22 protein-coding genes are annotated in these 22161 nt (G+C 29.5%); 2 read left to right on the forward strand and 20 right to left on the reverse strand.

All coding sequences use genetic code 11. The features are described from left to right. Positions 1–22: 22 nt before the first annotated feature. The 20 genes from MBBAR_RS01740 to MBBAR_RS01835 all read right to left on the reverse strand — a co-directional run bounded on the left by MBBAR_RS01740 (position 23) and on the right by MBBAR_RS01835 (position 19028). Positions 23–478 (reverse strand): universal stress protein, encoded by a 456-nt coding sequence (locus MBBAR_RS01740; protein WP_080459564.1) that lies wholly within the window; start codon positions 476–478, stop codon positions 23–25. Between the two features lie 27 nt (positions 479–505). Beyond that, positions 506–1552: a calcium/sodium antiporter gene (locus MBBAR_RS01745; protein WP_080459565.1), complete on the reverse strand. Its 1047-nt coding sequence runs from the start codon at positions 1550–1552 to the stop codon at positions 506–508. A 320-nt stretch (positions 1553–1872) separates the two neighbouring features. Then, entirely contained in the window at positions 1873–2805 is a 933-nt protein-coding gene (mtrH, locus tag MBBAR_RS01750) for a tetrahydromethanopterin S-methyltransferase subunit H (protein ID WP_080459566.1), read from the reverse strand. Between the two features lie 16 nt (positions 2806–2821). Continuing rightward, positions 2822–3064, reverse strand: a complete 243-nt coding sequence (mtrG, locus tag MBBAR_RS01755; RefSeq protein ID WP_080459567.1) for a tetrahydromethanopterin S-methyltransferase subunit MtrG — start codon at positions 3062–3064, stop codon at positions 2822–2824. A gap of 12 nt (positions 3065–3076) precedes the next feature. Then, entirely contained in the window at positions 3077–3277 is a 201-nt protein-coding gene (locus tag MBBAR_RS01760; protein ID WP_042703053.1) for a tetrahydromethanopterin S-methyltransferase subunit F, read from the reverse strand. A 12-nt stretch (positions 3278–3289) separates the two neighbouring features. After that, positions 3290–4015: a tetrahydromethanopterin S-methyltransferase subunit A gene (mtrA, locus tag MBBAR_RS01765; protein ID WP_080459568.1), complete on the reverse strand. Its 726-nt coding sequence runs from the start codon at positions 4013–4015 to the stop codon at positions 3290–3292. Beyond that, a complete protein-coding gene (locus tag MBBAR_RS01770) occupies positions 4015–4341 on the reverse strand; it encodes a tetrahydromethanopterin S-methyltransferase subunit B (protein WP_080459569.1) in 327 nt (108 codons plus the stop codon). The genes mtrA and MBBAR_RS01770 overlap by 1 nt, the downstream gene beginning before the upstream one ends. 11 nt (positions 4342–4352) lie before the next feature. After that, the gene (gene mtrC, locus MBBAR_RS01775) at positions 4353–5192 is read right to left on the reverse strand and encodes a tetrahydromethanopterin S-methyltransferase subunit MtrC (protein WP_080459570.1); all 840 of its coding nucleotides are present in this window, start codon (positions 5190–5192) and stop codon (positions 4353–4355) included. Further along, positions 5192–5896: a tetrahydromethanopterin S-methyltransferase subunit D gene (mtrD, locus tag MBBAR_RS01780; RefSeq protein WP_054834879.1), complete on the reverse strand. Its 705-nt coding sequence runs from the start codon at positions 5894–5896 to the stop codon at positions 5192–5194. The genes mtrC and mtrD overlap by 1 nt, the downstream gene beginning before the upstream one ends. A 13-nt stretch (positions 5897–5909) precedes the next feature. Next, positions 5910–6800 (reverse strand): tetrahydromethanopterin S-methyltransferase subunit E, encoded by an 891-nt coding sequence (mtrE, locus tag MBBAR_RS01785; protein WP_080459571.1) that lies wholly within the window; start codon positions 6798–6800, stop codon positions 5910–5912. A 246-nt stretch (positions 6801–7046) separates the two neighbouring features. Next, entirely contained in the window at positions 7047–8699 is a 1653-nt protein-coding gene (mcrA, locus tag MBBAR_RS01790) for a coenzyme-B sulfoethylthiotransferase subunit alpha (RefSeq protein ID WP_080459572.1), read from the reverse strand. Positions 8700–8714: 15 nt separating this feature from the next. Next, the gene (gene mcrG, locus MBBAR_RS01795; RefSeq protein WP_080459573.1) at positions 8715–9464 is read right to left on the reverse strand and encodes a coenzyme-B sulfoethylthiotransferase subunit gamma; all 750 of its coding nucleotides are present in this window, start codon (positions 9462–9464) and stop codon (positions 8715–8717) included. A gap of 3 nt (positions 9465–9467) precedes the next feature. Next, positions 9468–10070 carry a methyl-coenzyme M reductase I operon protein C gene (mcrC, locus tag MBBAR_RS01800; RefSeq protein ID WP_080459574.1) on the reverse strand — a complete coding sequence of 201 codons (603 nt, stop codon included), beginning with the start codon at positions 10068–10070 and terminating at the stop codon, positions 9468–9470. Positions 10071–10170: 100 nt separating this feature from the next. Next, the gene (gene mcrD, locus MBBAR_RS01805) at positions 10171–10617 is read right to left on the reverse strand and encodes a methyl-coenzyme M reductase operon protein D (protein WP_080459575.1); all 447 of its coding nucleotides are present in this window, start codon (positions 10615–10617) and stop codon (positions 10171–10173) included. Between the two features lie 157 nt (positions 10618–10774). Further along, positions 10775–12106: a coenzyme-B sulfoethylthiotransferase subunit beta gene (gene mcrB / locus MBBAR_RS01810; protein ID WP_080459576.1), complete on the reverse strand. Its 1332-nt coding sequence runs from the start codon at positions 12104–12106 to the stop codon at positions 10775–10777. An 817-nt stretch (positions 12107–12923) separates the two neighbouring features. After that, positions 12924–14177, reverse strand: coding sequence for a methyl coenzyme M reductase-arginine methyltransferase Mmp10 (mmp10, locus tag MBBAR_RS01815; RefSeq protein ID WP_080459577.1), 1254 nt, complete (start codon positions 14175–14177; stop codon positions 12924–12926). A 218-nt stretch (positions 14178–14395) separates the two neighbouring features. Further along, complete coding sequence (locus MBBAR_RS01820) at positions 14396–15235, reverse strand: DUF4013 domain-containing protein (RefSeq protein WP_080459578.1); 840 nt, start codon at positions 15233–15235, stop codon at positions 14396–14398. A gap of 367 nt (positions 15236–15602) precedes the next feature. Then, a complete protein-coding gene (locus MBBAR_RS01825) occupies positions 15603–16412 on the reverse strand; it encodes a DUF4013 domain-containing protein (protein WP_080459579.1) in 810 nt (269 codons plus the stop codon). Positions 16413–16797: 385 nt separating this feature from the next. Next, entirely contained in the window at positions 16798–17601 is an 804-nt protein-coding gene (locus MBBAR_RS01830) for a DUF4013 domain-containing protein (RefSeq protein ID WP_080459580.1), read from the reverse strand. A 251-nt stretch (positions 17602–17852) separates the two neighbouring features. Beyond that, a complete protein-coding gene (locus MBBAR_RS01835) occupies positions 17853–19028 on the reverse strand; it encodes a tRNA (guanine(10)-N(2))-dimethyltransferase (protein ID WP_080459581.1) in 1176 nt (391 codons plus the stop codon). 754 nt (positions 19029–19782) lie between these two features. On the opposite strand from MBBAR_RS01835, the gene MBBAR_RS01840 reads away from it, so the two are divergent. Together MBBAR_RS01840 and MBBAR_RS01845 are read left to right on the forward strand one after the other, a co-directional pair. Next, on the forward strand, positions 19783–20889 hold the full coding sequence (locus MBBAR_RS01840; RefSeq protein WP_080459582.1) for a DegT/DnrJ/EryC1/StrS family aminotransferase: 1107 nt from the start codon (positions 19783–19785) through the stop codon (positions 20887–20889). Between the two features lie 512 nt (positions 20890–21401). Beyond that, positions 21402–22161 (forward strand): transposase (locus MBBAR_RS01845; protein WP_080459583.1); only part of this gene is annotated, 760 nt, incomplete at its 3' end.

Here is a 22161-nt window from a genome sequence, read left to right on the forward strand (position 1 = left end):
AAATTAAATGATAAATTAGATATTAATCCAATTTACAACTATCATTTTCAATTGTTCTTACTAAATGTATTGTACATGGGGCAAAATGGACAACTTCCTCAGAAACACTTCCTAAAAGATGTTTATCAACTATACTCTTTCCAGTACCCATAACAATAACATCAACACAATTATCTTCAGCTGCTTTAACAATTACCTCTGCAGGTTTACCTTTAGATAATTTTTTTATAATAGATATATTTTTATTATTATCCAAATCCAATAACTGTTCAAATTCCTCTAAAAATATTTTTCCTTTGGAATTGAGCTCAACAACCATAGCTTCCTTTATTTTTTTAGGAGTTAAAAAAGGAACAGAATCATCAACAACATATAAACCTATAATCTCAACTTCCCTATCCCCAATTAAATCAAGGGTACTATCTACTAATTCTTTAGTATAATTACCCATTATTGGAACTAAAACTTTACTATACATACAAATTCTCCATTTATTTCTAATTTCCTAACCTAACACAAATATTCTTAAAAAAGCATATAATACATAAACTATCATGAGAACAATACCAGAAAGTCTATTTAATTTATTCCCATTAAACTTCATCAAAAGTAATGTTCCAGCAGTCACACCTATCATTACTGGAGCATCAAAATAAAGAGATAAATAATCAATTGGAATAGCTACTAATAATGCAGGAATACCTATACCAATTAGAATATTAAAAGTTACACTTCCAAAAACAGTTCCCATAGACAAATCATGCAATCCTTTAATAGCAGAAGACAAAGTAACAACCAATTCAGGAATACTAGTACCAATAGACAGAGTGAACAAACCCATAATAGCAGGAGGTATTCCAAAAGTAGATGCTAGAGAACTAGCGCTTGTAATTAACAATTGACAACCTATAGCTAAACCAATAATACCTAATATTGTAAATAAAATGCTTTTTTTCTTAATTGATTTTCTCTTTTTTAAAGTTTTATTAGAAATATCATCAATCTTTTCAATACCTTTAGACTTTATAATATCTTCTTCACTATTAGGTAATTTTTTAACCTTATATTTTTGAGCTTTTTCTTGATCCTTTACAAGAATTCTCATATAATAAATATAAAAAATAATCATCACTACAGAACCAAAACCAGATATGAAAAGTTGACCAGTAAAGTATCCAAACAACATAAAGGCTAACAATACAAGCCCAGTTACTATAGCCATAAGTCCATCCCGATTAATAGATTTTTTATCAGCCTGTACTAAACCAGTAACAGTAGCAGTTATACCAAGAATTCCAGCAACATTCCATATATTAGAACCTATAACAACACCTACACCCATATCACCATTACCTCCTAAAGAAGCAATTAGTGCAGATCCAAACTCTGGAAGAGAAGTTCCAATTGCAGCAGCAGTCACACCAAGAAGAATCTGAGAAACACCCAAAGCAGTCCCTATCTCAACAATGTGATCTACAAACAAGTCTGCTGCCTTTATAACAATTAATAAAGACACCACAAGCAAAATACACATCAATATAATCTCAAACATCCAATTTTCCCCATATACATTAAAAACAAATAAATATCAGAACATCCTCATATATTTAACCCTAAATACAATCAATATACATCTTCAACCATATAAAGTTATTGAAAGTGTAAAAAAAGTCAATTATAAAATAATATTAAAGTTATATAAAGAAATTTTATAAAAAGATATTAAAAATAAAAAATATTATAAAATAAAATTATTATAAAATAAAAGGTTATTAAAACTAAAAATAATAAAAAAAGAAAAAATAGATTAGATGATAATCATCTAACCCTATATATTGTTTTGTTAAAGAATAAACTATAAATAGACTATTCTTATAACATTTTGTTTATTGGATGGTTTTCTACAGGTTCAGTTCCCATATCTTTAGCAGCTTCAGCTATAAATATGTCAGCCATTGCACATGCAGGGAAAGCAATCTTAGCATTTTCAATAGGACCAAAGAGAACAAAGTCTCCACCTACCATTTGCTGAACAATGTTAGAACCAATATCACAAACAGGCCATGCTTCTTTATGTTCTTTTTTGTATTCTCTTAACCAATCCCATGCAGAAGGCACATTGTGAATACCAGAACCTACAGGTAATCCCCATTTACTTTTTACAGCAAAAGAAGTTCTTGCAGCAACTCCAGCACCTTGACCAAGAGGAGTAACAGCAGTATCCATTAAAGGTTTAGTAATCCCACAGGATTCAGACATTTCTAATAAACCTTGATCGATAGTACCATCACCATCTTCCCAAATACCAATTTTACCTTCAACAGTAGCATTCATTGGGTTAAAACCTAATACAATAGAAGCAGAAATATCAGATTCTTTTACAGCTTCAATCTCTTCAGCTTCTGCAGCCATATTGATTGAATTGTAAATAGCTCTTTCAGATAATCCAGCTTCAGTAGCATATTTTGCTCCAGCCATTCTTGCTTCACCAGAAGTAGAATCTATAAGGAAAGGAGAGTCAGAAATGTCTCCGACAAACTCTAAGTACTTAACTAAAGCCTCTTCAGTTTGTCCGAAAACTTGTACTAAACAAGGATTTCCAGTGACATCCATCATTTCTTCCATAGTTTTAATTCTTTCTTCTGCAGCATCTTTATCAAAGACACCTGCTTTTTCATCACTAATAATATTGTGTCCACCATAAAAGATGGTACCTGCTAAAACAGTAGGATATTCTCCTGGCTGGCCTCCAATATTGACACCAGCTATATCCAATACTTCTTGTTCTTTATCAAACCTAAACATTTATAATCCTCCATCCTTAGAGTAATGCGCCTAATAGTAATGGTAAAAGATTATATTTTATAACTACAACCATTATTATAAGACCTATTATTATACCATATAAAATACCAACATCTCTACCAGTTTGTTGACCTAATCTTTGGTAGTATTCACCAAGAGTAAACTCAACTTTTTCTTCAATTTCATCTAACTTCTCATTAGATTTATTATAATCATCAGCAGAGACAAGTACTCGAGGTATTGTATTTTCTTCAGACATTCATAACACCTCTTAGAACAAATTCGCTATATATGGGATTACTACGACTAATAAAAAAGCAATAGCTATTCCCAAGCCAATCCCAGTAAATCTTGTTGAAATTAATCCTGCGAATAATCTTCCTTCTCTTCCAATTAATTGAGATCTGTATTGTATATCTTCAGATACATTTTTAATACCACGGACGTTTGGTTTGTTAGATAACTTAACCATAATTAAACCTCCTTATATAAATCCTAGGAATAAACATCCAACTACCAAAGTAAAGATTAGTCCTATCATAATACCTTGAACTTTACCAGAATAATTACCAGCAAAATTTCTTTGTACAGCACCAATCATTTTAATTTGAGTTTGAATATTTCTCATCCTTGCCTCAATTAAAGCAGTTTCAGGAGCAACTGGGCGAACTTCTTCACCCTCATCCTCTTCATCTCCACTATCATCAAGAGAAATTACATAAGCATCCTCTTCGAAAGCACCAGGATCTTTTTCAATACATTCTTTAACTTTAGCTTCAATTGCACCAGCATCTTCCACATCAATCATGTTGACAATTTCAAGTTGAGATTGGAATCTTTCAATTCCCTCATCAGGAATGTTTTCAACATAAGGAATAGCTCCAGTAGCACCCATTATACTTCTTTTCTCTGGGTCTACACCATTTTGATGCAATGCTTCAAAACTTTGACCAGTAATATGCCCTTGAACTTCAGACCCACATAATATTAAAAATCTAATGTTAGGGTTTGATATTATATTAGCTACAACTTTTTCAATACCGAGATTCTCTGTTTTACAAGGTCCAGCAATAGCTGCACCAGCGTTAGCAGGAACATCTTCATTGTGAGAACCTAAAGTTGTAACAGCAACAGGACTTTCAGGGTCTCCAGCAATATAATCTCCATTGATTATTGGCCATCCTTCTGCAGGTGATTTTTTATCTACCATTATAAAACCCCCAGATTAACGAGTAGAGGAATTGCAGCTATTAAAACAAATAATGCTATTAAGAATCCATACACCATGTTTGTAAGCATACCTGCAGTAGCATAGGCACCTTCTCTTCCAGGATAGGATCCTCGAGAAACAGTATTTGGATCTAGTGAATTCATTAAATCGTCTGCTGCAGCCTCTAAATCAGTTATTTCATTGTTTATATCATCCATAGAGAGTACTAAAACTTCTCTTCCTAAAGCAGCCCCAACTATCCCAGTAGAGGGATCGAGAGTTAAGCTGTACTCAGGAACAATTTTAATTAAAGGTAACATTTCCATATTTTCTCCCCCTATTGTTCTTCAACTTTAGGCCATAATCCAGACCATTTGACAGATGCAGCTTCATTGAATGATGCTTTAATGTATGCTCTGATAGATATTATCCAACCAATTGCAGCAACAATAATTACAGCTACCCATACAGGAATTCCCATCCACATATTAGGAACAGGGTTAATAATAGTTAAAATTCCAGTAATAAACATAGCTAAAAATGCTGTAGATGCAGCTAATTTAAGAGTTCTAATTTGATTCTCATTAGGACCTAAACATGCATTAAATGGATGTTGTATAGCCATAGTATTCATTATAAAGAATAAAGCAATAAATCCAGGAGCTACAACAGAAGTAAGAATTCCATCAATATTATAGGTTCCTGCAAGAGTTGCAGAGAATGCTAAAACAGACAAACCAGCAGCACCTGAAATTTCAGCAGTACATCTTTCAAGTACTGGTATTTTCATTCCAACAATCTTCTTTGCTATTACACCAATAATAAGACCTAAAACCATTGAAAGAATTAAAGCAATGATTGGTCCTAAAATTCCAAGTCCACTAACAAAAGAAAGAGACACTAAAGCAATACCAGCTAAAGCACCGATAATACCTATTGAAAGAGACATATATCCGATAGAAGGTACACCAGTACCTAAACCGTAACTTGCAACTCTACGAATAGCATCTGCACCCCATACTATAGCACAAACTCCACCAAGAGCTGCTAAAACAGGGCCAAAAACTGGATTAAATTGAACTAAATAAATTCCAACAAGGCCTCCAACTATTCCTAAAATAAGCAATTTTTCAGGACCAATTGCACCACCAGATGGTCCTCCACCAGCTGCTGACATTATGCAACACCCCCAGTTAAAACAATAGCAAATACACTCATTATAATAGAAGCAATAGCACAAGCAAGTATACCAGTGCCAATTCTTTTAAATTTAGGGTCGTGGAAACCTTCAATAGTACCACCAATATTATAAGAAGCAATTACTGAATTTATAAAGAATACACCAACTGCAAGAATAGCAGCTAAACCTGCAGTTATAGCAGGATCAGTTACAAAACTTCCTTCAGTCATTGCAATATTAATACCATAGTAAACAAGTCCACCACCAGCACCACCGAGTAAACCCCCGATGATACCACTTACAAAACAAACAGTAGGAATACCATGTCCTTCAGTACCAGAAGTAACATATTTTTCTTGATTTCTACCAGTTATTGGGTCAACTTCAACTTTAGCAGAAGAAGGTACAACACCAACACCGAAAATATAAATTATGTTTGCAATTAACATAGTTATTCCAATCATCATCATTGCACCTACTGCACCAGCAATTGCAATGATATACCATGGCTGACCAGTCATAGCTGCTGCAGTGATTAAACCAGTTAACCCAGCACCTGCTGCGAGCATTGCTGTACCAGTTCCTACACCAGTAGCTGTTGCCATAGCTGCAGGAGCTCCTCCTACTGGTATGAAGTGTACACCCCCACCAATGAGGATTCCTCCAACTGTTATAAATAATATTAAACTTATTGGATCCATAAATGAAACCTCCTTAATCTTCCTTATATGGTCCATACCTAGTTCTGGCAAAGTTTTCAAGTCTTTCATTCATAATGATAAGAAGAATAACTATAATCAAACCTGCAATTAATCCTCCGACTAACCCAAATACTACGGTTATCCAGAAACTTAAAAATACAATAGTACCAAAACAAAAACCAGTTAATGGTCCACCAAATTTCGCACAAAAGTTAACAGTATCAATAGAATTCCTTGCACCGAGCTCAGACTTAGTTACTATATCACCATGAATAGCTACAGGAATACCTCCACCAAACGGATATTGTTGGTATTCTCTTTCTGCACCATAAGCAACATCCCCAGTAGAAGAACCAATAGCACCAATAGTTATTCCCCATAAAACAGCGAGAAGCGGTAATGGGAAAACGTGTAATGGAGTTCCATTAAGAGGTATAGTCATTAAGTAGGATATACTTACAATACAAAAGGTAGTTATAAAACCATGACCTGCAATAGGTCCTAAAGCTTGGGTTAAAGCATCCATAAATAAAGGCTGCTCAAACTGAGATTGACTTACAATCCGTCCCATATGCGCTGTTACTGAGTATACAACATGTACTAAAGCAGCAATAGTCGCACCAATAGCAATTCCTACAATAGGCATTAAATTAAAGTTAAACATTGGTGAAATCAAAACAAATGCTATAGAACCTGCGATACCACACCAAGCACCATATGCAACTGGTTCACCAGAAATAGCCTTATTAATAAATCGGTGTAAATGTCCCATTTGAGGAGCTAGCTGAACTTGTGAGTTTGGATTACTCATGGAACCAACATCAGATTCTAAATCTTCAGAAGTTCCAGCTATAGTTGCAGCTGCACCCATCAATGCAACAACACCTAATGTTATAGGGTCCATATTTTCTTTTCCTCCTTAGTTTTTATTAAATTGATTATTTAATAAATATATATTTTTTATTAGTTAATAGTTGTCTATTATTATTAATTTACTAAGATTAAAATTTACTATGATTAATTTTATAAGTTTTAAATTTTTCAATTTTATGAAACAATAATGATAATAATGATAATTAATGTCTTAACTCTCTCAAATCATGAATTAAACAACTAACAAAAAAATAAAAAATAATAGGTGTTAAAACACCTATTTAGCCGGTATAATTAGAGATCTTTCACCATCTGGCATAAATTCTCTTAATGCACCTTTTGCAATTTCAGCACGAGGTTGGGAGAAGTCGAAACTTAAGTTTTGATCAGCAAATGCAATTTTAACCAATGGGTTAAATGCAAATGCATCTCCACGAGCTGAATGAGGAGCTTGAGAAATACCTGCGTATTCACCTTGGTGTCCTACATTCATTGCATAGTTAGGATAGTTTGGCCCTCTCATTTCAACTGGTAATCCTTCGTCATTTCTTATAGAGAATACGTTGGATGCACCACATTGATCTTGTAAATCGTAACCATAGAATCCTAATCTAGAGTGTTGTTCTTTGTGTAAGTACATAGATAAATACCATGCGCTTAAACCAGTTTGGGAATTTCCAGTAGCGAAAGCTGTTGCACAACCAGCAGCGGCTGAAACAACAGATGCTCTTTGAGAACCACCGAATTGGGTTTCAAGTAATGCAGGATATTCTTCGTATTGTTCTAATCCATAGAAAGTTACTTCAGAACCTACATCAAGAACAGTGTCCATGTTGTTTGGAGCTTCACATATTCCAAATTTGTCTTCGACATATTCTTTACCATAATATAAGAAATCGTCAAGAATATTGTCAGTGTAAGCTGCAGATGCGTATTGGGTAAATCCAACACCACCAGACATGTAAGAACCTAACCAAATTTGGTCGTATAAAGCAGCTCCAGCAGCTACTACATCTAAAGCAGATCTAACTGGATCTTCAGGGTTAACTCTTGTAGATTGAACCATATCAGCTAAGAAACCAAATGCAATTCCACCAGGTTCATTTTCTGCTCTTGCTCTTCTAACTGGTAAGTAAGTACCCATATGTATAACTTCTGCATGTTTAGATGCGTAAGCGAAGTCACCAGTAGCTCCTTCACCAGCACATTGATTATAAGCAGAAATCATTGACATACCAATTTGCATAGCAGACCATCTGGAGGTAGTACCACCATCACAAACTCTTCCAACAATAGTTGGAATTCTTACAGCTTGCCATACTTTATCACCAACTTCAGCTTTTAAAGCTTCAGCTTGGTCTTCTGGGAACTCTTTGTTAATGTCTAAAACAAATGCACTGTCAATTTCATCAGCTAATTCATCATCACCAGTGAATACTTTTACATAACTGTCAGCTACGAGTGATGGGTTAGTTTCAACCATGTGCTCTTGTACAACAGCAGCACCAGGCATAGCGTGGTTAACAGTCTCTAAATATTCAGTAATTGTTTCAGGAGTAACTTCCATACCTAATCTTTTTTCAAGAACATTATGTGCAGTATTTAATCCTACAATAACAGTTCTTCTGATGTCATCCCACATTTGTTGGATAGCAGCATTATTGACAAAATGGAAATCATCCCCTTCAACATAAGTGTCAGTTGTAGATACTTGGTAAGGCATTAATGCTCTTTGTCCTAATGGAGAACCTACATCTGGGTTATATTGAGGAATACCTCTTTTTTCGGCAATTTCTTTACCTGCGTTAGCAAATTCAGTTTTCCTTTCAGATTGTTTCCATCCACCTAAATTATAAAAAGTAGTGGTTTTTTCTTCAGGATCTTCTTTGAATTTTTTATTTAATGCTTCGATAAACTTTTTATCAGCCATATTAATCTCCTCTCCTTATTCTGGACAGAATCCACCTTCGGATCTTGAGACGTGTATTCTTTGTAATATTTCTACAGCGTCTTTATCGTCCTTATAAGCTTCACCATCTACTCTGTAAATAGTGGTCTTCTTCATTAAAGTTTCTTCATCTAATGGCTCACCGAGTACAACAGGTTCATCAAGTTCTTTACCAATTTGGTCCTTTACCATTTCGATTTTTCCAGTTTCTTTGTTTAATAATTGTCTTCTTAACATATCAAACATTACACCATCTTCATCGAGTCTTAAAGAGTGACCATGAACAGATTTACCTCTGATTCCAGATCTTGCTGGATCAAAGTATTCGGTTTCTAATAATTCTTTTGATATTTTTTCGAGATCTCTTTCTCTTGCTTCGATAATTTGTCTTCCAGACAAAGTACCTGCATCTACTCCTCTGTATCTGTTTAAGTAAGATCTAGATCTTAAATAAGGTTGAGCAGGAGCAAAATACATTGAGTCTACAAATTGAATATATCTAACTCTGTCCCCAGCTTTTGCACCATCGATTGGTTCTACTAATTCTCTAATAATGTCCTCAGGCTCATCCATTTCATCTAATGGTGGGTGAACACTTTTATATTCTTCACCTGGAGCTCTGTGACCTAATACTTTTACTACGCCTTCATCAGATATTTCTCTTAGTTTTTCTAACTCATAATCAGGGTCAGAAAAATTTCTTCTATTTTGAGCTACCTGAGAAGTTCCTGGATAATATTGTGCCATAAATCATGCACCTCCTAATGCTAACTTAACTTTTCTAATAATCTCATCTAATTTTTCTTGGGAACATGTTTCTCCCCTAATAACACCACTAACAATATCAAGAATTTTACCCTTAGTTTTAACTCCTTCATTAGCCTCATCAGGCATGACACGAGAGGTTTTAACACCAATTTTAGCAAAATCTTCAAAATCGACAGGATATTCACAAATAATAACACAAGGACAATTGACATTACGAAGTATTAACCTCGCCTTGTAAATAATATGATTTTTAACTCCTCCAAGATGAATGACCAGTAACCTGAATTGTGACATTTGATCAACTTCTTTATCAGTTAAACCAAATCCCCCACTTGCACCTGGAGCATCAGATGGAGTACCTGCACCAGCATTAAGTATCATTGTACTAGTTAAAACATTAGCTTCGCGAAGTGCAAAGGTTATTTCACAAACAGGTTTTGTGATATGCCTTCTTCCAGGAGACATAGCTACTGCAAGAACATCACTTCCACATTCTGCAAAAGTTCCTCTTTGAGCTATTCCTCCACCTTCACCAAGGCCCATTGTTTCACGACAATCAACAACATGGGTACAACGTCCAATCATCTTATTCATCCTTATTATATATTATTTATCCTTATTATTGATCATTAATTGATATCATAGTATATGAAATATTTCAATAAGATCCTTTTAAATAAGATTCTCAATCCTTATCTTTTTTTATGATAGTTACTCTGTCTGCGAGCTTAGCTGATTGATCAGTCATTCCAATTAACTCTTCAGGAATGTCTGCATCACCATATTTAATGTTATCAGAAACAGTCTTCTGAGTTCTGATGTATTTTCCAATGTTTATATCAAATCCAAAAGGAAGATATTCATTGCATATTTCCCTTATATCATCAATAGTGGATTCATTTGAAATTTCAACAAAAATACGGCCAGTTTTAACTTTAAGCTCAAGTTCTTTACCATTGACTGTAATTTTTCTTCTATCAACATATCGTGGATCTTCGTTAGGGTCTTCAGGAGGGAGTCTTGGTCCTTGAATAACTGTTCTTTTAACATCATCAAGACTTTCAATACCATTCAACAACTTTTCAGTTGTATCTGCTCCTAAAACTCTATGTGGAAATACTTCTATGTCCATTTATAATTATCCCCATTAAATTAGTATGATTATATGATTAATCTTTTAGTATATCTAAATAATTTATCTTAAATATTGAATCTAAATCATAAATATCGAATTTAAATAATTCATTTAAATATTTTATAATTAATTAACCACAAAAACATGCAAGATTTTAGATGTCACCTTTTATGTCTGCAGCTGCTTCCACTACATATTTTAATGGTTCTCTGAATTCATCAACACTACTGAATACTTCTTTAATTAATCCAGAAGTAGCTTCAGGTGAGAAAAGCTGAGTACCTGCGTCAAGACACATTGCAGCTACAACACAAGGGATACAGAATCCTTTACTATGTCTGGTTACAACGTGGTTACCGTTAAAGAGACCTGGGCCTCCTCCACCATAAATAGAGTGACTAAAGAATGAAAATCCTACAGCTACCCCTTCAGCTCTACCGAAATCTACACCAGGAAGACCAGTTGCAAATTCAAGAGAGTCATTGAAATACAAAATTGAAGATGGTACACCCTGAGCAGCTCTAGCAGCACCTACATTTACTATAGTTGCAGCAGTAGCTCCAGCAGCAGCATAAGCATTCCATTTAGCTAAATCGTTAGTTTCATAAACATTGAAACCATTTAAATCTTTTTCTACACTAACAACACTATCAGTAGTAGCTCTAGCAACAGTATCATTCATAACAGAACCAACAGTTCCTTCTTTAGCACTATCTTTAACTAAATCTAAAACAATATTGTCTGCGTTCATTCCTTGATAAGCTAATCCTAATAAGTGCATTCTTTCAAATGCTCCAATAGCATCACCCATTTCAAACATAGCAGTTTGTTCTAAGATACTGGAAAGTGCAGTTCCTTGTAATGTGTTTTTTAATGTAGCAGCAGCTACGTGGTTAGCCATAATATTTCTTAAAGCATAACCTGGACCTTCAAGCTTTTGAGGAATATCTAACATAGTTGCAATGTTAGAACCCATGTAATCAACAGACTGAGGATATCTTCCAAGAATTGCAGCTTTTACCATGTTAGCATCATACATACTAATATCAAATTGTTTAATAATAGCTTGTACTAATGCAGTTGCAGTAGATAAGGTTGCTACAGAATATTCAGCAGCAGATTCTAATCTTGCAGTTGGTATTTGAACTAAAATCCTCTTTCCACCAGAAAGAAGCTCTACATTTGTATCATCGTCATCAGTTACTTGAACCATTTCTTTTAAAGCAGATGCAATAGCTTGAGCATTGCCAGTAATATCTAGGTCCATTTCTCTTCCTAAAATCTTAGATCCTGCTCCACCGACAGATGCAGATCTTAAGGAATTTTCAATACCTTCTAAGTTTACAGCTACGGTCCTTTTTACACCACTAACGATGCTTTTTATTGCAGGGTTCCGTAGTGGGCTTAAGGCTTCGATAGGTACATCAGATTCAACTAATGACCCTCTATCGTCGTATAAATCGACTTTATCATCAAACTTCGCCATTTTTTCCCTCCTAACTAAATATAGTTATTAATATACCTCTCTAATACAAACGGTCATTTTTAAGTTTGTATTGAGTAAGCTCATTTGCAGTTTTTTGCAATAACTAGCTATTTGGTATACGAATTTTAATTTGATTAATATATATTATAAACATTATTTTTGAATGCAAATAGCAAAGCTTATAAAGGAGAAGGAAACCAGCATTTTTTAAGAATCCTATAACAGAAAGTAATACTTTTTTAAATGAATAAAAAAGAGTTTTAACAATTTTAAAAAACATAAAAATGATTTTAAAATAATAATTAGACATTAAAATACTTTAAATAGTAAAAATAGAATTATTAAACTAGGGATTATTAAAAAAACCATTAAAATCATTTTAAATAAAAATATGTTAAAATAATGAAAAATAAGACTATATAAATAGACAAAATATTAAAAAATATTAAAAATAATGTAAATATTATATAAAAATGATTTAAAAATTAAAATAATATTAAATTAGATAATGAAATAATAAAAATTTTATAATTTCAATAAGTAATAATAATCATTGGATAAAAACTAAGGGTGTTTTGATATTATTTATTATTTTATTATAATATTTTATAATATATTATTATAATATTCTATAATATTTTTTCAATATATTTTTTATTATAATAATATAATTATTATAATAAATATAATTTTAAGGAATAATATTGAAGAGTAATTTAAAGAGCAATTTAAAGAATAATTTAAAAATAATTTAAAAAATAATTTTAAAAAAATAGTATAAAAAATTCAATCAAATACTAAAAATAAAAAAGATACTTCAAGTCTTTTTCATTTTCATACCAAAAAAGTTAATAGCCTCAACTAAATCTCTAAATAATTCAATTTCCTTTTCAATTACATTTTCTTCAGTTAAAGTTCCACTCATTTCTCCATCAACAGACAATTTTTCAGGACCTCTACCAACTACCCTCTCAATACCATCAGAACTAAAAATTTTCTCTGCATCAATTTGATGGACAAAACATCTGCCCGGAATTATAACTGTATCTTTTACATCAGATAAATCTAAATCTTCTAAATCATCCTTTGTAATTAAGCAAGCAATATCTTTTTTAGTTGCAACAACATTAACATCATTAGTATCTAATTTATCGAATATTTTTTCAATATAAGGTGCAGCTATTTTAGATGTTACAATTGTAGCTTCACCAGTTATATCTTGAATAAATTGAAGATAGACCTCATTTTCATTTTTTGATAGTGCGAATGGAGCACCAGTATCTGGATCTGAAACAGGAGTTCCAGTAACTCGAATATTATATTCTTTATTTATACTTTCTACAAGCTTTTGAAACTCATCAATACTTGTGGAGTTTATACCTTTTATAACAGGTTCATTACCTAAAATTAAGCCTTCATTTGTAGTATTAGCAAAACGCATAAGAATCAAAGCTTTTGCACCCCAACTTTCAAGATCTTCACAAGTTTGATGTAAAATATCTCCATCATTTACACCAGGAATAATAACTGTAGCTGCATGAAGATCAGTACTTTCAGCAAAGATTTTTGCTGCTTTAATAGATTCTTCAGGATTAGGATCTTTCATCCAATCTGCTCGAAGTTCAGGATTAGAAGCGAACAATGTATATGTAACTTCATCTACTCCATGATTTATCAATCGAGTAGCCATCTCTGCATCATCAATACCTTTTCCACTTGTATAACCAAGATGCATAGGTATATCAAATTGTTTTAAAGTTCCAGTTAGCTCCTCTAGATGAGGATAACAGCTGACATCTCCCCCACCACTAATATTGACCTTAAGATTACTATCATTAGGATTAGTCATCATTAAAGTAGTCTGAATCTCATTTACAACAAAAAAAGGCATTTTGAATTCATTTTTAGTTTCACTAACACCTTCACTACAATTAGAGCATCCAACTTTACCTGGAGAACACTTAGAACATCCTAAAGGTTCAATAGATTTTACTTTCCTAAAATAACAATATTTACAGAATCCTCGACAGTCTTTTCCTGGAATCCCGCCAACATCAGCTACAATTTGCATATTAATACTATTTTTTTTATACTATAAAAATCTTTTTGGTTATAAAAAAGAGTATTAAAAAGAAAAAAATAATGAAATAAATAAGGAAATAAAAAATAAAGTAAGGAAATGAAGAAAAAATAAAGAAAAAAATAAAGAAATAAAGAAATAAAGAAATAAAAATAAAAAATTTTTAATAATTGATAAAAGGTATAAATAATAGATTAATAGCTTTTAATTCAATTATCTGCTTCATTATATATCAAACCAATTGATCTTGATTGGAATAAAGTCAAGAAAGATGGAACTATTAATAAATAAATAATGAAACCAATTATTGGAATGAAAATAATTAGAGCAGCTATAAAAGAAATAACAACTACAATTATATATAGAAGTATGAACCAGACTATATAATCTCCCCAGCCAATTCTAGAAATTGTATCATTTATTTCTCTAAATTTAATAATTGAGCCTAATTTACCAGATTCAGCTAATTTTGCCATAGCAATAAATGCAAATAATGAGAATATTACTGATAAAATAGCTGCTACAGTATTAACGATAGCGACTGCATATCCATTACTAACCATATATCCTGCAGCAATTGAATTAGGTAAATACGCTCCAGTTTGATTATAAATATTTAAAGATTGATTAATGCTTGCAAATTCAGAAAATACACCTAAAGCATAAGCAAGTATCAAAGTAATAATAACTGGTATTATCATATATACAATGTTTAAAACTAAAACCTTTAATCCATCAATAATGTTTTCAGACCACTTAAATTCTGGTAAAGATTCTTCTTGCTCATCAATTGCTACATTTTTATTAAAAATAGTTTCTCTTATTACACTTAGACCATATCCACTATAAATTAAGCCAACAATTATAGCAAAAATTAATGCTATAACAAATATTATAGCTATTGGAATGGCTTGAGCAAATACAAGACTAATTCCAGCAATACTCATTAATATAAATAATCCTATTACTAATAAGCCTAAAATTAATACTTTTCCCCAATCTTTAGTTGGATATTTAAATGAATTTTTAAATAATTCTGAGATGTTCATTTTATCACCATAAAGTTATTTGTTATAATCTATTTAATATAATTTATCTAATTTATTTAATATATAATCTAATAAATTTAGTCTAATAATAAATTGTTTAATAAATAAGCTGTTATGTTTAATAAATAAACTGTTATTATAGTTATTTTTTAATTATTATTCTAAATATTACTAATATTATTTTATTTATTACTAATTATTATATTAGTTATTACTAATTATTATCTTATTTATTAATAATTATTATCTTAGTTATTAATAATTATTATTTTAATTATTATTTTAATTAGTATCTTAATTAGTATCCTAATTACTGTTTTAATTATCTTTTATAATCATTTTATATCTTCTTTTAATATTAAAAATCCTAAGTATTTCTAATTTTAGATTTTTTATAAATTAAACCTATACTTCTACCATAAAAAATTGTCATAAATGGTAAAATTACTAAAAATAATATTATCATACCTAAAAATGGAATAATCGAAATTATAAATCCCACAAACAAAATAAACAGTAAAATAAAAAATAATATTAGTAATAAAAGTATATATTTACCCCAAGATATTTTTACAATATCTGAAAATACTAACTTAAAATTTAATCCATCTTTAATATTACCAGAATCAGCAAACCTTGCAATAGCTATAACCAAAAACAATGTAGAAATAATAAGCAAAATAGTAGCGATTATAGGGATTATAACAATATTAGGAATGTTTTCAACCATAAAATAACTTGGAATAGAAGCTTCAATACCAAAATAAAAAAATGATGCAAATATTTGAGAAATGATACTATATGCACCAATTAAATAAGCGACAATTAGAACTACTATTGCAGGTATTAAATAATATGCAATAGAAATAATAAATACTTTAATTCCATCTGAAAGATTTTTTATAATTCTTATTGAAGGAATATCCACATTTCCATCAATAGTACCTTTAATTATAGATATTAAATAACCAACAGCTATTAAAACAATGAAAATACCTATAATATTCGAGATAAAATACAAAATCTGAGTTAAAAGCCCATAACCTAAAGCAGTAGTGAGTGAAGGTAAGAGAGATATAATTGCATCAAAGAAAAATAAAACACCTAAAGTTAATAATTTATCAACATCTTTACTTGGATAGGATAAAGAATCTTTAAAAAGTTCAATAGTCTTCATTTTTCTCACTTACAACTATAAAAATCAATTTTTAATATTTAACTAGTAAAAATCGTAACTAGTAAACAATACTTACCAGTAAAACAATACTTATTAAGTACAATACTTATTAAGTTTATTAATATTAAACTATTTTAAATTATTGTTTTAAAATAATATTATTAAATTTATTTTAAATTAATAATAATTATTAAAATAATAATAACTGTTAAAATAATAAAATAATATAATTGTTAAAATAGTAATATTACTGAAAATAGAATAAAAACAAACTAAAAGTAGAATAAAAACAAAACAAAAGTAGCATAAAGATTAGAATAAAAAAAAATAAAAGTAGAATAAAAATATAAAAAATAAATTAAAATTTATTCTTTATTATTCTTTATTATTCTTTAGATTCATTGTAGATTAAGCCCAGAGTTCTCGCAGAAAATATCTCAGTATAAGATTTTACAATTAAGAGTACTATTATAGCTCCAATAAATGGAATAGCATTAATTAAAGTTGTTATAATACCAATGACAATCAAAATTATTGCGAAAAGAATAAGCCATATTATATAAGTTCCCCATCCAATTTTACCAATTTTTTTGAAAACATTGGAAAAGTTAGCAGCTGCACCTAAACTTTCAGTTTCAGCTAAAACAGCTTTAGCAATTAAAAGCAATAATCCAAATATTATGAATAATATTGCAGCTATTATAAATACTGTAAGAAAACTAAGACCAGCAGATGCTACAAGAGATTCTGGTGCAGTCTGAATAGATCCAGTAGAAGCACTTAAAATCGCTAATTGATAAAAGTAATTAAATGCACCAGTAGCATAAGCTACAATTAAAGTAATAATAACTGGGATTATATAATATACTATATGCAAAATAGCTAATTTAATTCCATCGATAAAATTCTTTCCCCAATCAAAATCAGGCAAAGGATCATCTGTATCCTTGACTGTTGTTCTAACTATACTCAAAGTATAACCATAGATTATTAAACCTACAATAATGAAAATAATTGCAGATATAATCTCTAAAATGTTTGCAGCAATATACTGACCTAATGCAATACCTAAGGCCTGTAAAAGACCAAATATTCCCGCGATTATGAATAAAACACCAAATATTAGTAATTTATTCCAATCTTTTGTTGGATATGTTAATGAATCTTTAAAAAGTTCAATGATTTCCATATTTTCACCTCACATACACAAAAAATAATACTATTTTTTGTTATTAAATTATTTGTTTAATATTATTAATATACTTTAGGATTATTTAGACAAAAAGTAGAGAATATGAAAAAACATTTAGATTTAATCATTAGATACATAATAAAAAATCATATAGACAATGAAATTATATAAAGAAATTGAAAAATAAAAATAAATGAAAAACCAAAATAAAAACTAAAAATAATACTACTAAAAGAAAGAGGATACTATTAAACTAAAGAGTTAATAATTTCCTTTAATCTTACAATACCAATATCTGATTTTACACCAATAGGATTAAAATGAGTTTTAACCGCTATATAACCCTCTTTTTTTATTTCATCCATAATATCAGCTATCTTAGGAGCACTTATTTTAAGATTTTTACAAATTACATGAATATCATAAAAAGTAATAGGAGCATTTGACTCCTCAAAACAGCTATAAAGTAATTTTAAGATATTATCTTCAGTGTTTAATTTTTTCCTATTAGAATTATCTTCATCCAGTTTTTGAATCATTTTAGAAATAAAATCAGGATTTTGAAGTTTACCAATCCACAAAGGACCTGCAGAAATTAATTTTTCCCCACAAACTGGACAAAATCCTGGAATTGGGTTAGCTAATCCTTTTACAGCAGTTCTATAAAGACATTTTTTACAATGAGAAATATAACCAATATTACAAGCCAGTGAATCATCAGTAGCTTTTGATCCTTTATTGATTTTAATATATAACCTCATATAATGTTCACTACTGTGAGAAAGTTTAATATCCTCAATATATTTTTTATACTTAGCAAGAGTTAAAGAAACGAACCCTGCTAAAATTCTAATTCCATTCTCATGACAATATTCACTTTTAAAAGGTACTGCATTATATTTCCTAATACAAGGCTCTTTATAAGTACCACATAATGCAGAAGTATCAGTAGCTGTAATACAGAGAAGTGAATCTTTTTTTAAAGAATAACCTACAGAATCAACAAAATAAGAAGGAGTGCCAAAAGGATCAATATCAACTACATCAAACACTCCTCTATTCTCACGAAGTATTATATTAGCTTCTTTTTGATAAATATCAATCTCAACATTGTTATTAAGTGCATTTTGTTTTGATTGTTCTATAGCAAGTGAACTAATGTCATTTACAGAAACTAACCCTACTTCATCAATTTCTTTTTTATATCGGATAGCTCTTATTCCACTTCCTCCAAAAACATCACAAATACTTATTTCTCTTTCTATCTCCTCTTGAAATGTTTGTAAAGCAAGTATTGATATATCTCTATTAAATTCCATTTTAGGATTATAAAAAACAGGTGCACTAGATGAAACTTTATCAAATTTAGGAACTCTAATTTCAACTAATCCTTCATTAATTATTTCAATTTCCTGTTTATCCATAAAAAAGCCCCTATAATTGATTTGAAATCTCAACACTGATAAATTTAATACTAAGTTTATATTATTTTTTTGGTGTTGTTCCAATAGGTAATTTTTGTAATATTCTTAAATTTATAGAATTCTTAGATTTTTAATATTTTAAATTTGTAATATTCTTAAATTTCTAGTACTTTATTTTTTGTTTTTATTTTGTTTTTTCATTTATTTTTATATTTTATTTTTATAATATATTTTATTTTTATAATATTTTTATAATAATCTTAATTTTTTTTATTATTAATTTTATTATTAATTCTCTTTATTATTGCTTTTTTATTATTAATTATTTTTTGTAGTATTAATTTATATATTAACTCAATGTAATAATAAAATTCAATGCATAATAAATATTAACTCTAAAATAAATATCAAATCTATAAATATTAATCTCAGATATACATTAATCTCAAATATATTATCCCAGATATAAATATAATTATCTCAGATATACATTAATCTCAATATACTATCTCAGATATAAATATAATTATCTCAGATATAATAATTATCTCAAATATAATATTAAATCTCGAATAATATTAAGTATGATATACTATTAATTACTAAGATTAATTACTAAGATATATTAATAATGATTAAAATAAATACTTTTGTAATATATATTATCAATTATTAAATTATTATAAAATTATTATAAAGTTAATAAAAAAAAGTTACTAAAATATAATTTTTGAATATAATAAAAGGTGTATTAATGTCAGAGATTAAAATTCCCATTGCAAGTCCTATTATTGGAGAAGAAGAGATAGAAGAAGTTGTAAAAGTTCTAAAATCAGGGTTTATTGCTCAAGGCCCTAAAGTAGCTGAATTTGAAGAAAAATTTGCAGAATTTGTTGGTGCAAAGTATGGAATAGCTACTAGTTCAGGAACAACAGCTTTACATGTAGCTCTTCTAGCTTGTGGAATTAAAGAAGGAGATAAAGTAATCACAACACCATTTTCATTTGCAGCTACTGGAAATTCAATTTTATATACTGGAGCTAAACCAGTATTTGTAGATATAGACCCAAAAACATTCAATATTGACCCTAATAAAATAGAAAATGCAATAACCGAAAAAACAAAAGCTATAATGCCAGTTCAATTATATGGTCAAGCAGCAGATATGGACAAGATTAATGAAATAGCAAAAAAACATGATTTATATGTTATTGAAGATGCTGCACAGGCTCATGGGTCAATATATAAAGATACTAAAGTCGGTAGTATAGGAGATCTTGCTTGTTTCAGTTTTTATCCAACTAAAAACATGACTACAAGTGAAGGAGGAATGATTACTACTAATGATAAAGAATTAGCTGAAAAAGCAAGGATCTTTAGAGCCCATGGTGAAACAAAAAGATATGAACATGCTGTTTTAGGCTATAATTTTAGAATGACAGATATAGCTGCAGCTATTGGTCTTGCACAACTTAAAAAAATTGATGAATTTAATCAAAAGAGAATTAATAATGCAGAATACCTTGATGAAAATTTAAAAGATGTTGAAGGAATAATTACTCCAAGAGTTCTTAATGGAGTAAAACATGTTTATCATCAATATACTATAAAAATAGAAACAGGAAATAGGGATGAATGGGTCAATTTTCTTAATGAGAATGGAATTGGAACAGGAATTCACTACCCAATACCTATTTACAAACAAGAACTTTACATTAACTTAGGATATAATGATAATCTTGAAGAAACCGAAAATGCAGCAAATTCAGTTATTTCACTTCCGATTCACCCAAAAATCAGCCCCGAAGATTTAGATATTATTATTAAAGTATTAAAAGAAGCATCAGATAAATTTAGCTAATAAATTTAGCTTATAAGTTTAACTGATAAATCTAGCTAAAAAATTTAGGTGATAAGTTAGTTAATGAATATATAGGTTTAATAACTTGATTATATTCATCTTAATTCTTATTATAGATTTTATTTATTCTTATTTTTATCAATTTATTATATTTTTCATTATTAAATCGTTTATTTTATAGTTATAATTAATAATATTATTTATAATTAATAATTTTTTAATTATATTAATTTTATATACTATTTTTAGTTATTTTTAGTTTAAAAAACCAAAATATTAAAATTTAACTATTTATAATAATTCAATGTTTTCTAATATTCTATCAAACTATTTAGGGTGCTAGATTTTTTTCTAGAATTGAGGGCTTCATTAGCCTTATTTTCATTATTTTTATGTTGGATTATTTTTTGTTTTTAAAAGTACATTTTTTATGAGTTTTATTTTATTTTTTAGGGTCTTTTAAATCGATAAATATAAATATTAGTATTAACAAAGTTTTATTGATGATAAAAATGAAAATACCAATTATTTATGATGAAAAAGACCCTAAATGGATATTGTTGTTGAATATATTTAAAATTATCGATTCTAGGAAAATTCATCAGGAATTCACTCGAAATGGAATTAAACCTGTTAAAAAAGGTGTTGTTAATTTTAAAATAGTTTTAATGAGTATGTTTTTCGCATCAGATATTTCATACGTTGTTAGTGAGCTTAAAAGAAGCCATGAGTTGAGAAAGTCTTTAGGATTTAATCAAGTTCCAGAATCAAATCAAATATATGAATTTTTGGCAAGATTTAATCAAAATCAAATACTTGAATTCGTGATTAAAACATTAAATAAGGAATTTAAACCAATTAAAAGAGGAAAACGCACAGTTTTAATTGATGGAACCGATATACAGGTTGATATGAACTGGAACAAGCAAAATTACACTAAAAAATTTCTCGAGAAAAAAGGGCTTTATTGGGCCAAATCAGCTTCAAAAGGGTTTTATATAGGATTTAAATTAACTTTAGCACTTGATTATCACACTGGACAACCATTGACCATGTTAATACATAAAGGATCTAAGCATGACTCTGAATTATTCCCTGAAATAATGGAAAAACTAAGAAAAAGAAGAATAATAAGAAACAAAGACATTATAATAGCAGATAAAGGATATATAAGTTTTAATAATTATCGTGAGGGAATTTTAAAGTATAAAATAGTTCCATTAATATTTCCAAAAGAAAACATGAAAATAAACAAAATTTTAAGCCAATTCA

It is taken from the genome of Methanobrevibacter arboriphilus JCM 13429 = DSM 1125 (assembly GCF_002072215.1).
Taxonomy (GTDB): Archaea; Methanobacteriota; Methanobacteria; order Methanobacteriales; family Methanobacteriaceae; genus Methanobinarius; species Methanobinarius arboriphilicus.

Coding starts and splice junctions, on each gene's coding strand:
- MBBAR_RS01740 (WP_080459564.1), bottom strand. CDS start 478: ATGTATAGTAAAGTTTTAGTTCCAATAATGGGTAATTATACTAAAGAA.
- MBBAR_RS01745 (WP_080459565.1), bottom strand. CDS start 1,552: ATGTTTGAGATTATATTGATGTGTATTTTGCTTGTGGTGTCTTTATTA.
- mtrH (WP_080459566.1), bottom strand. CDS start 2,805: ATGTTTAGGTTTGATAAAGAACAAGAAGTATTGGATATAGCTGGTGTC.
- mtrG (WP_080459567.1), bottom strand. CDS start 3,064: ATGTCTGAAGAAAATACAATACCTCGAGTACTTGTCTCTGCTGATGAT.
- MBBAR_RS01760 (WP_042703053.1), bottom strand. CDS start 3,277: ATGGTTAAGTTATCTAACAAACCAAACGTCCGTGGTATTAAAAATGTA.
- mtrA (WP_080459568.1), bottom strand. CDS start 4,015: ATGGTAGATAAAAAATCACCTGCAGAAGGATGGCCAATAATCAATGGA.
- MBBAR_RS01770 (WP_080459569.1), bottom strand. CDS start 4,341: ATGGAAATGTTACCTTTAATTAAAATTGTTCCTGAGTACAGCTTAACT.
- mtrC (WP_080459570.1), bottom strand. CDS start 5,192: ATGTCAGCAGCTGGTGGAGGACCATCTGGTGGTGCAATTGGTCCTGAA.
- mtrD (WP_054834879.1), bottom strand. CDS start 5,896: ATGGATCCAATAAGTTTAATATTATTTATAACAGTTGGAGGAATCCTC.
- mtrE (WP_080459571.1), bottom strand. CDS start 6,800: ATGGACCCTATAACATTAGGTGTTGTTGCATTGATGGGTGCAGCTGCA.
- mcrA (WP_080459572.1), bottom strand. CDS start 8,699: ATGGCTGATAAAAAGTTTATCGAAGCATTAAATAAAAAATTCAAAGAA.
- mcrG (WP_080459573.1), bottom strand. CDS start 9,464: ATGGCACAATATTATCCAGGAACTTCTCAGGTAGCTCAAAATAGAAGA.
- mcrC (WP_080459574.1), bottom strand. CDS start 10,070: ATGATTGGACGTTGTACCCATGTTGTTGATTGTCGTGAAACAATGGGC.
- mcrD (WP_080459575.1), bottom strand. CDS start 10,617: ATGGACATAGAAGTATTTCCACATAGAGTTTTAGGAGCAGATACAACT.
- mcrB (WP_080459576.1), bottom strand. CDS start 12,106: ATGGCGAAGTTTGATGATAAAGTCGATTTATACGACGATAGAGGGTCA.
- mmp10 (WP_080459577.1), bottom strand. CDS start 14,177: ATGCAAATTGTAGCTGATGTTGGCGGGATTCCAGGAAAAGACTGTCGA.
- MBBAR_RS01820 (WP_080459578.1), bottom strand. CDS start 15,235: ATGAACATCTCAGAATTATTTAAAAATTCATTTAAATATCCAACTAAA.
- MBBAR_RS01825 (WP_080459579.1), bottom strand. CDS start 16,412: ATGAAGACTATTGAACTTTTTAAAGATTCTTTATCCTATCCAAGTAAA.
- MBBAR_RS01830 (WP_080459580.1), bottom strand. CDS start 17,601: ATGGAAATCATTGAACTTTTTAAAGATTCATTAACATATCCAACAAAA.
- MBBAR_RS01835 (WP_080459581.1), bottom strand. CDS start 19,028: ATGGATAAACAGGAAATTGAAATAATTAATGAAGGATTAGTTGAAATT.
- MBBAR_RS01840 (WP_080459582.1), top strand. CDS start 19,783: ATGTCAGAGATTAAAATTCCCATTGCAAGTCCTATTATTGGAGAAGAA.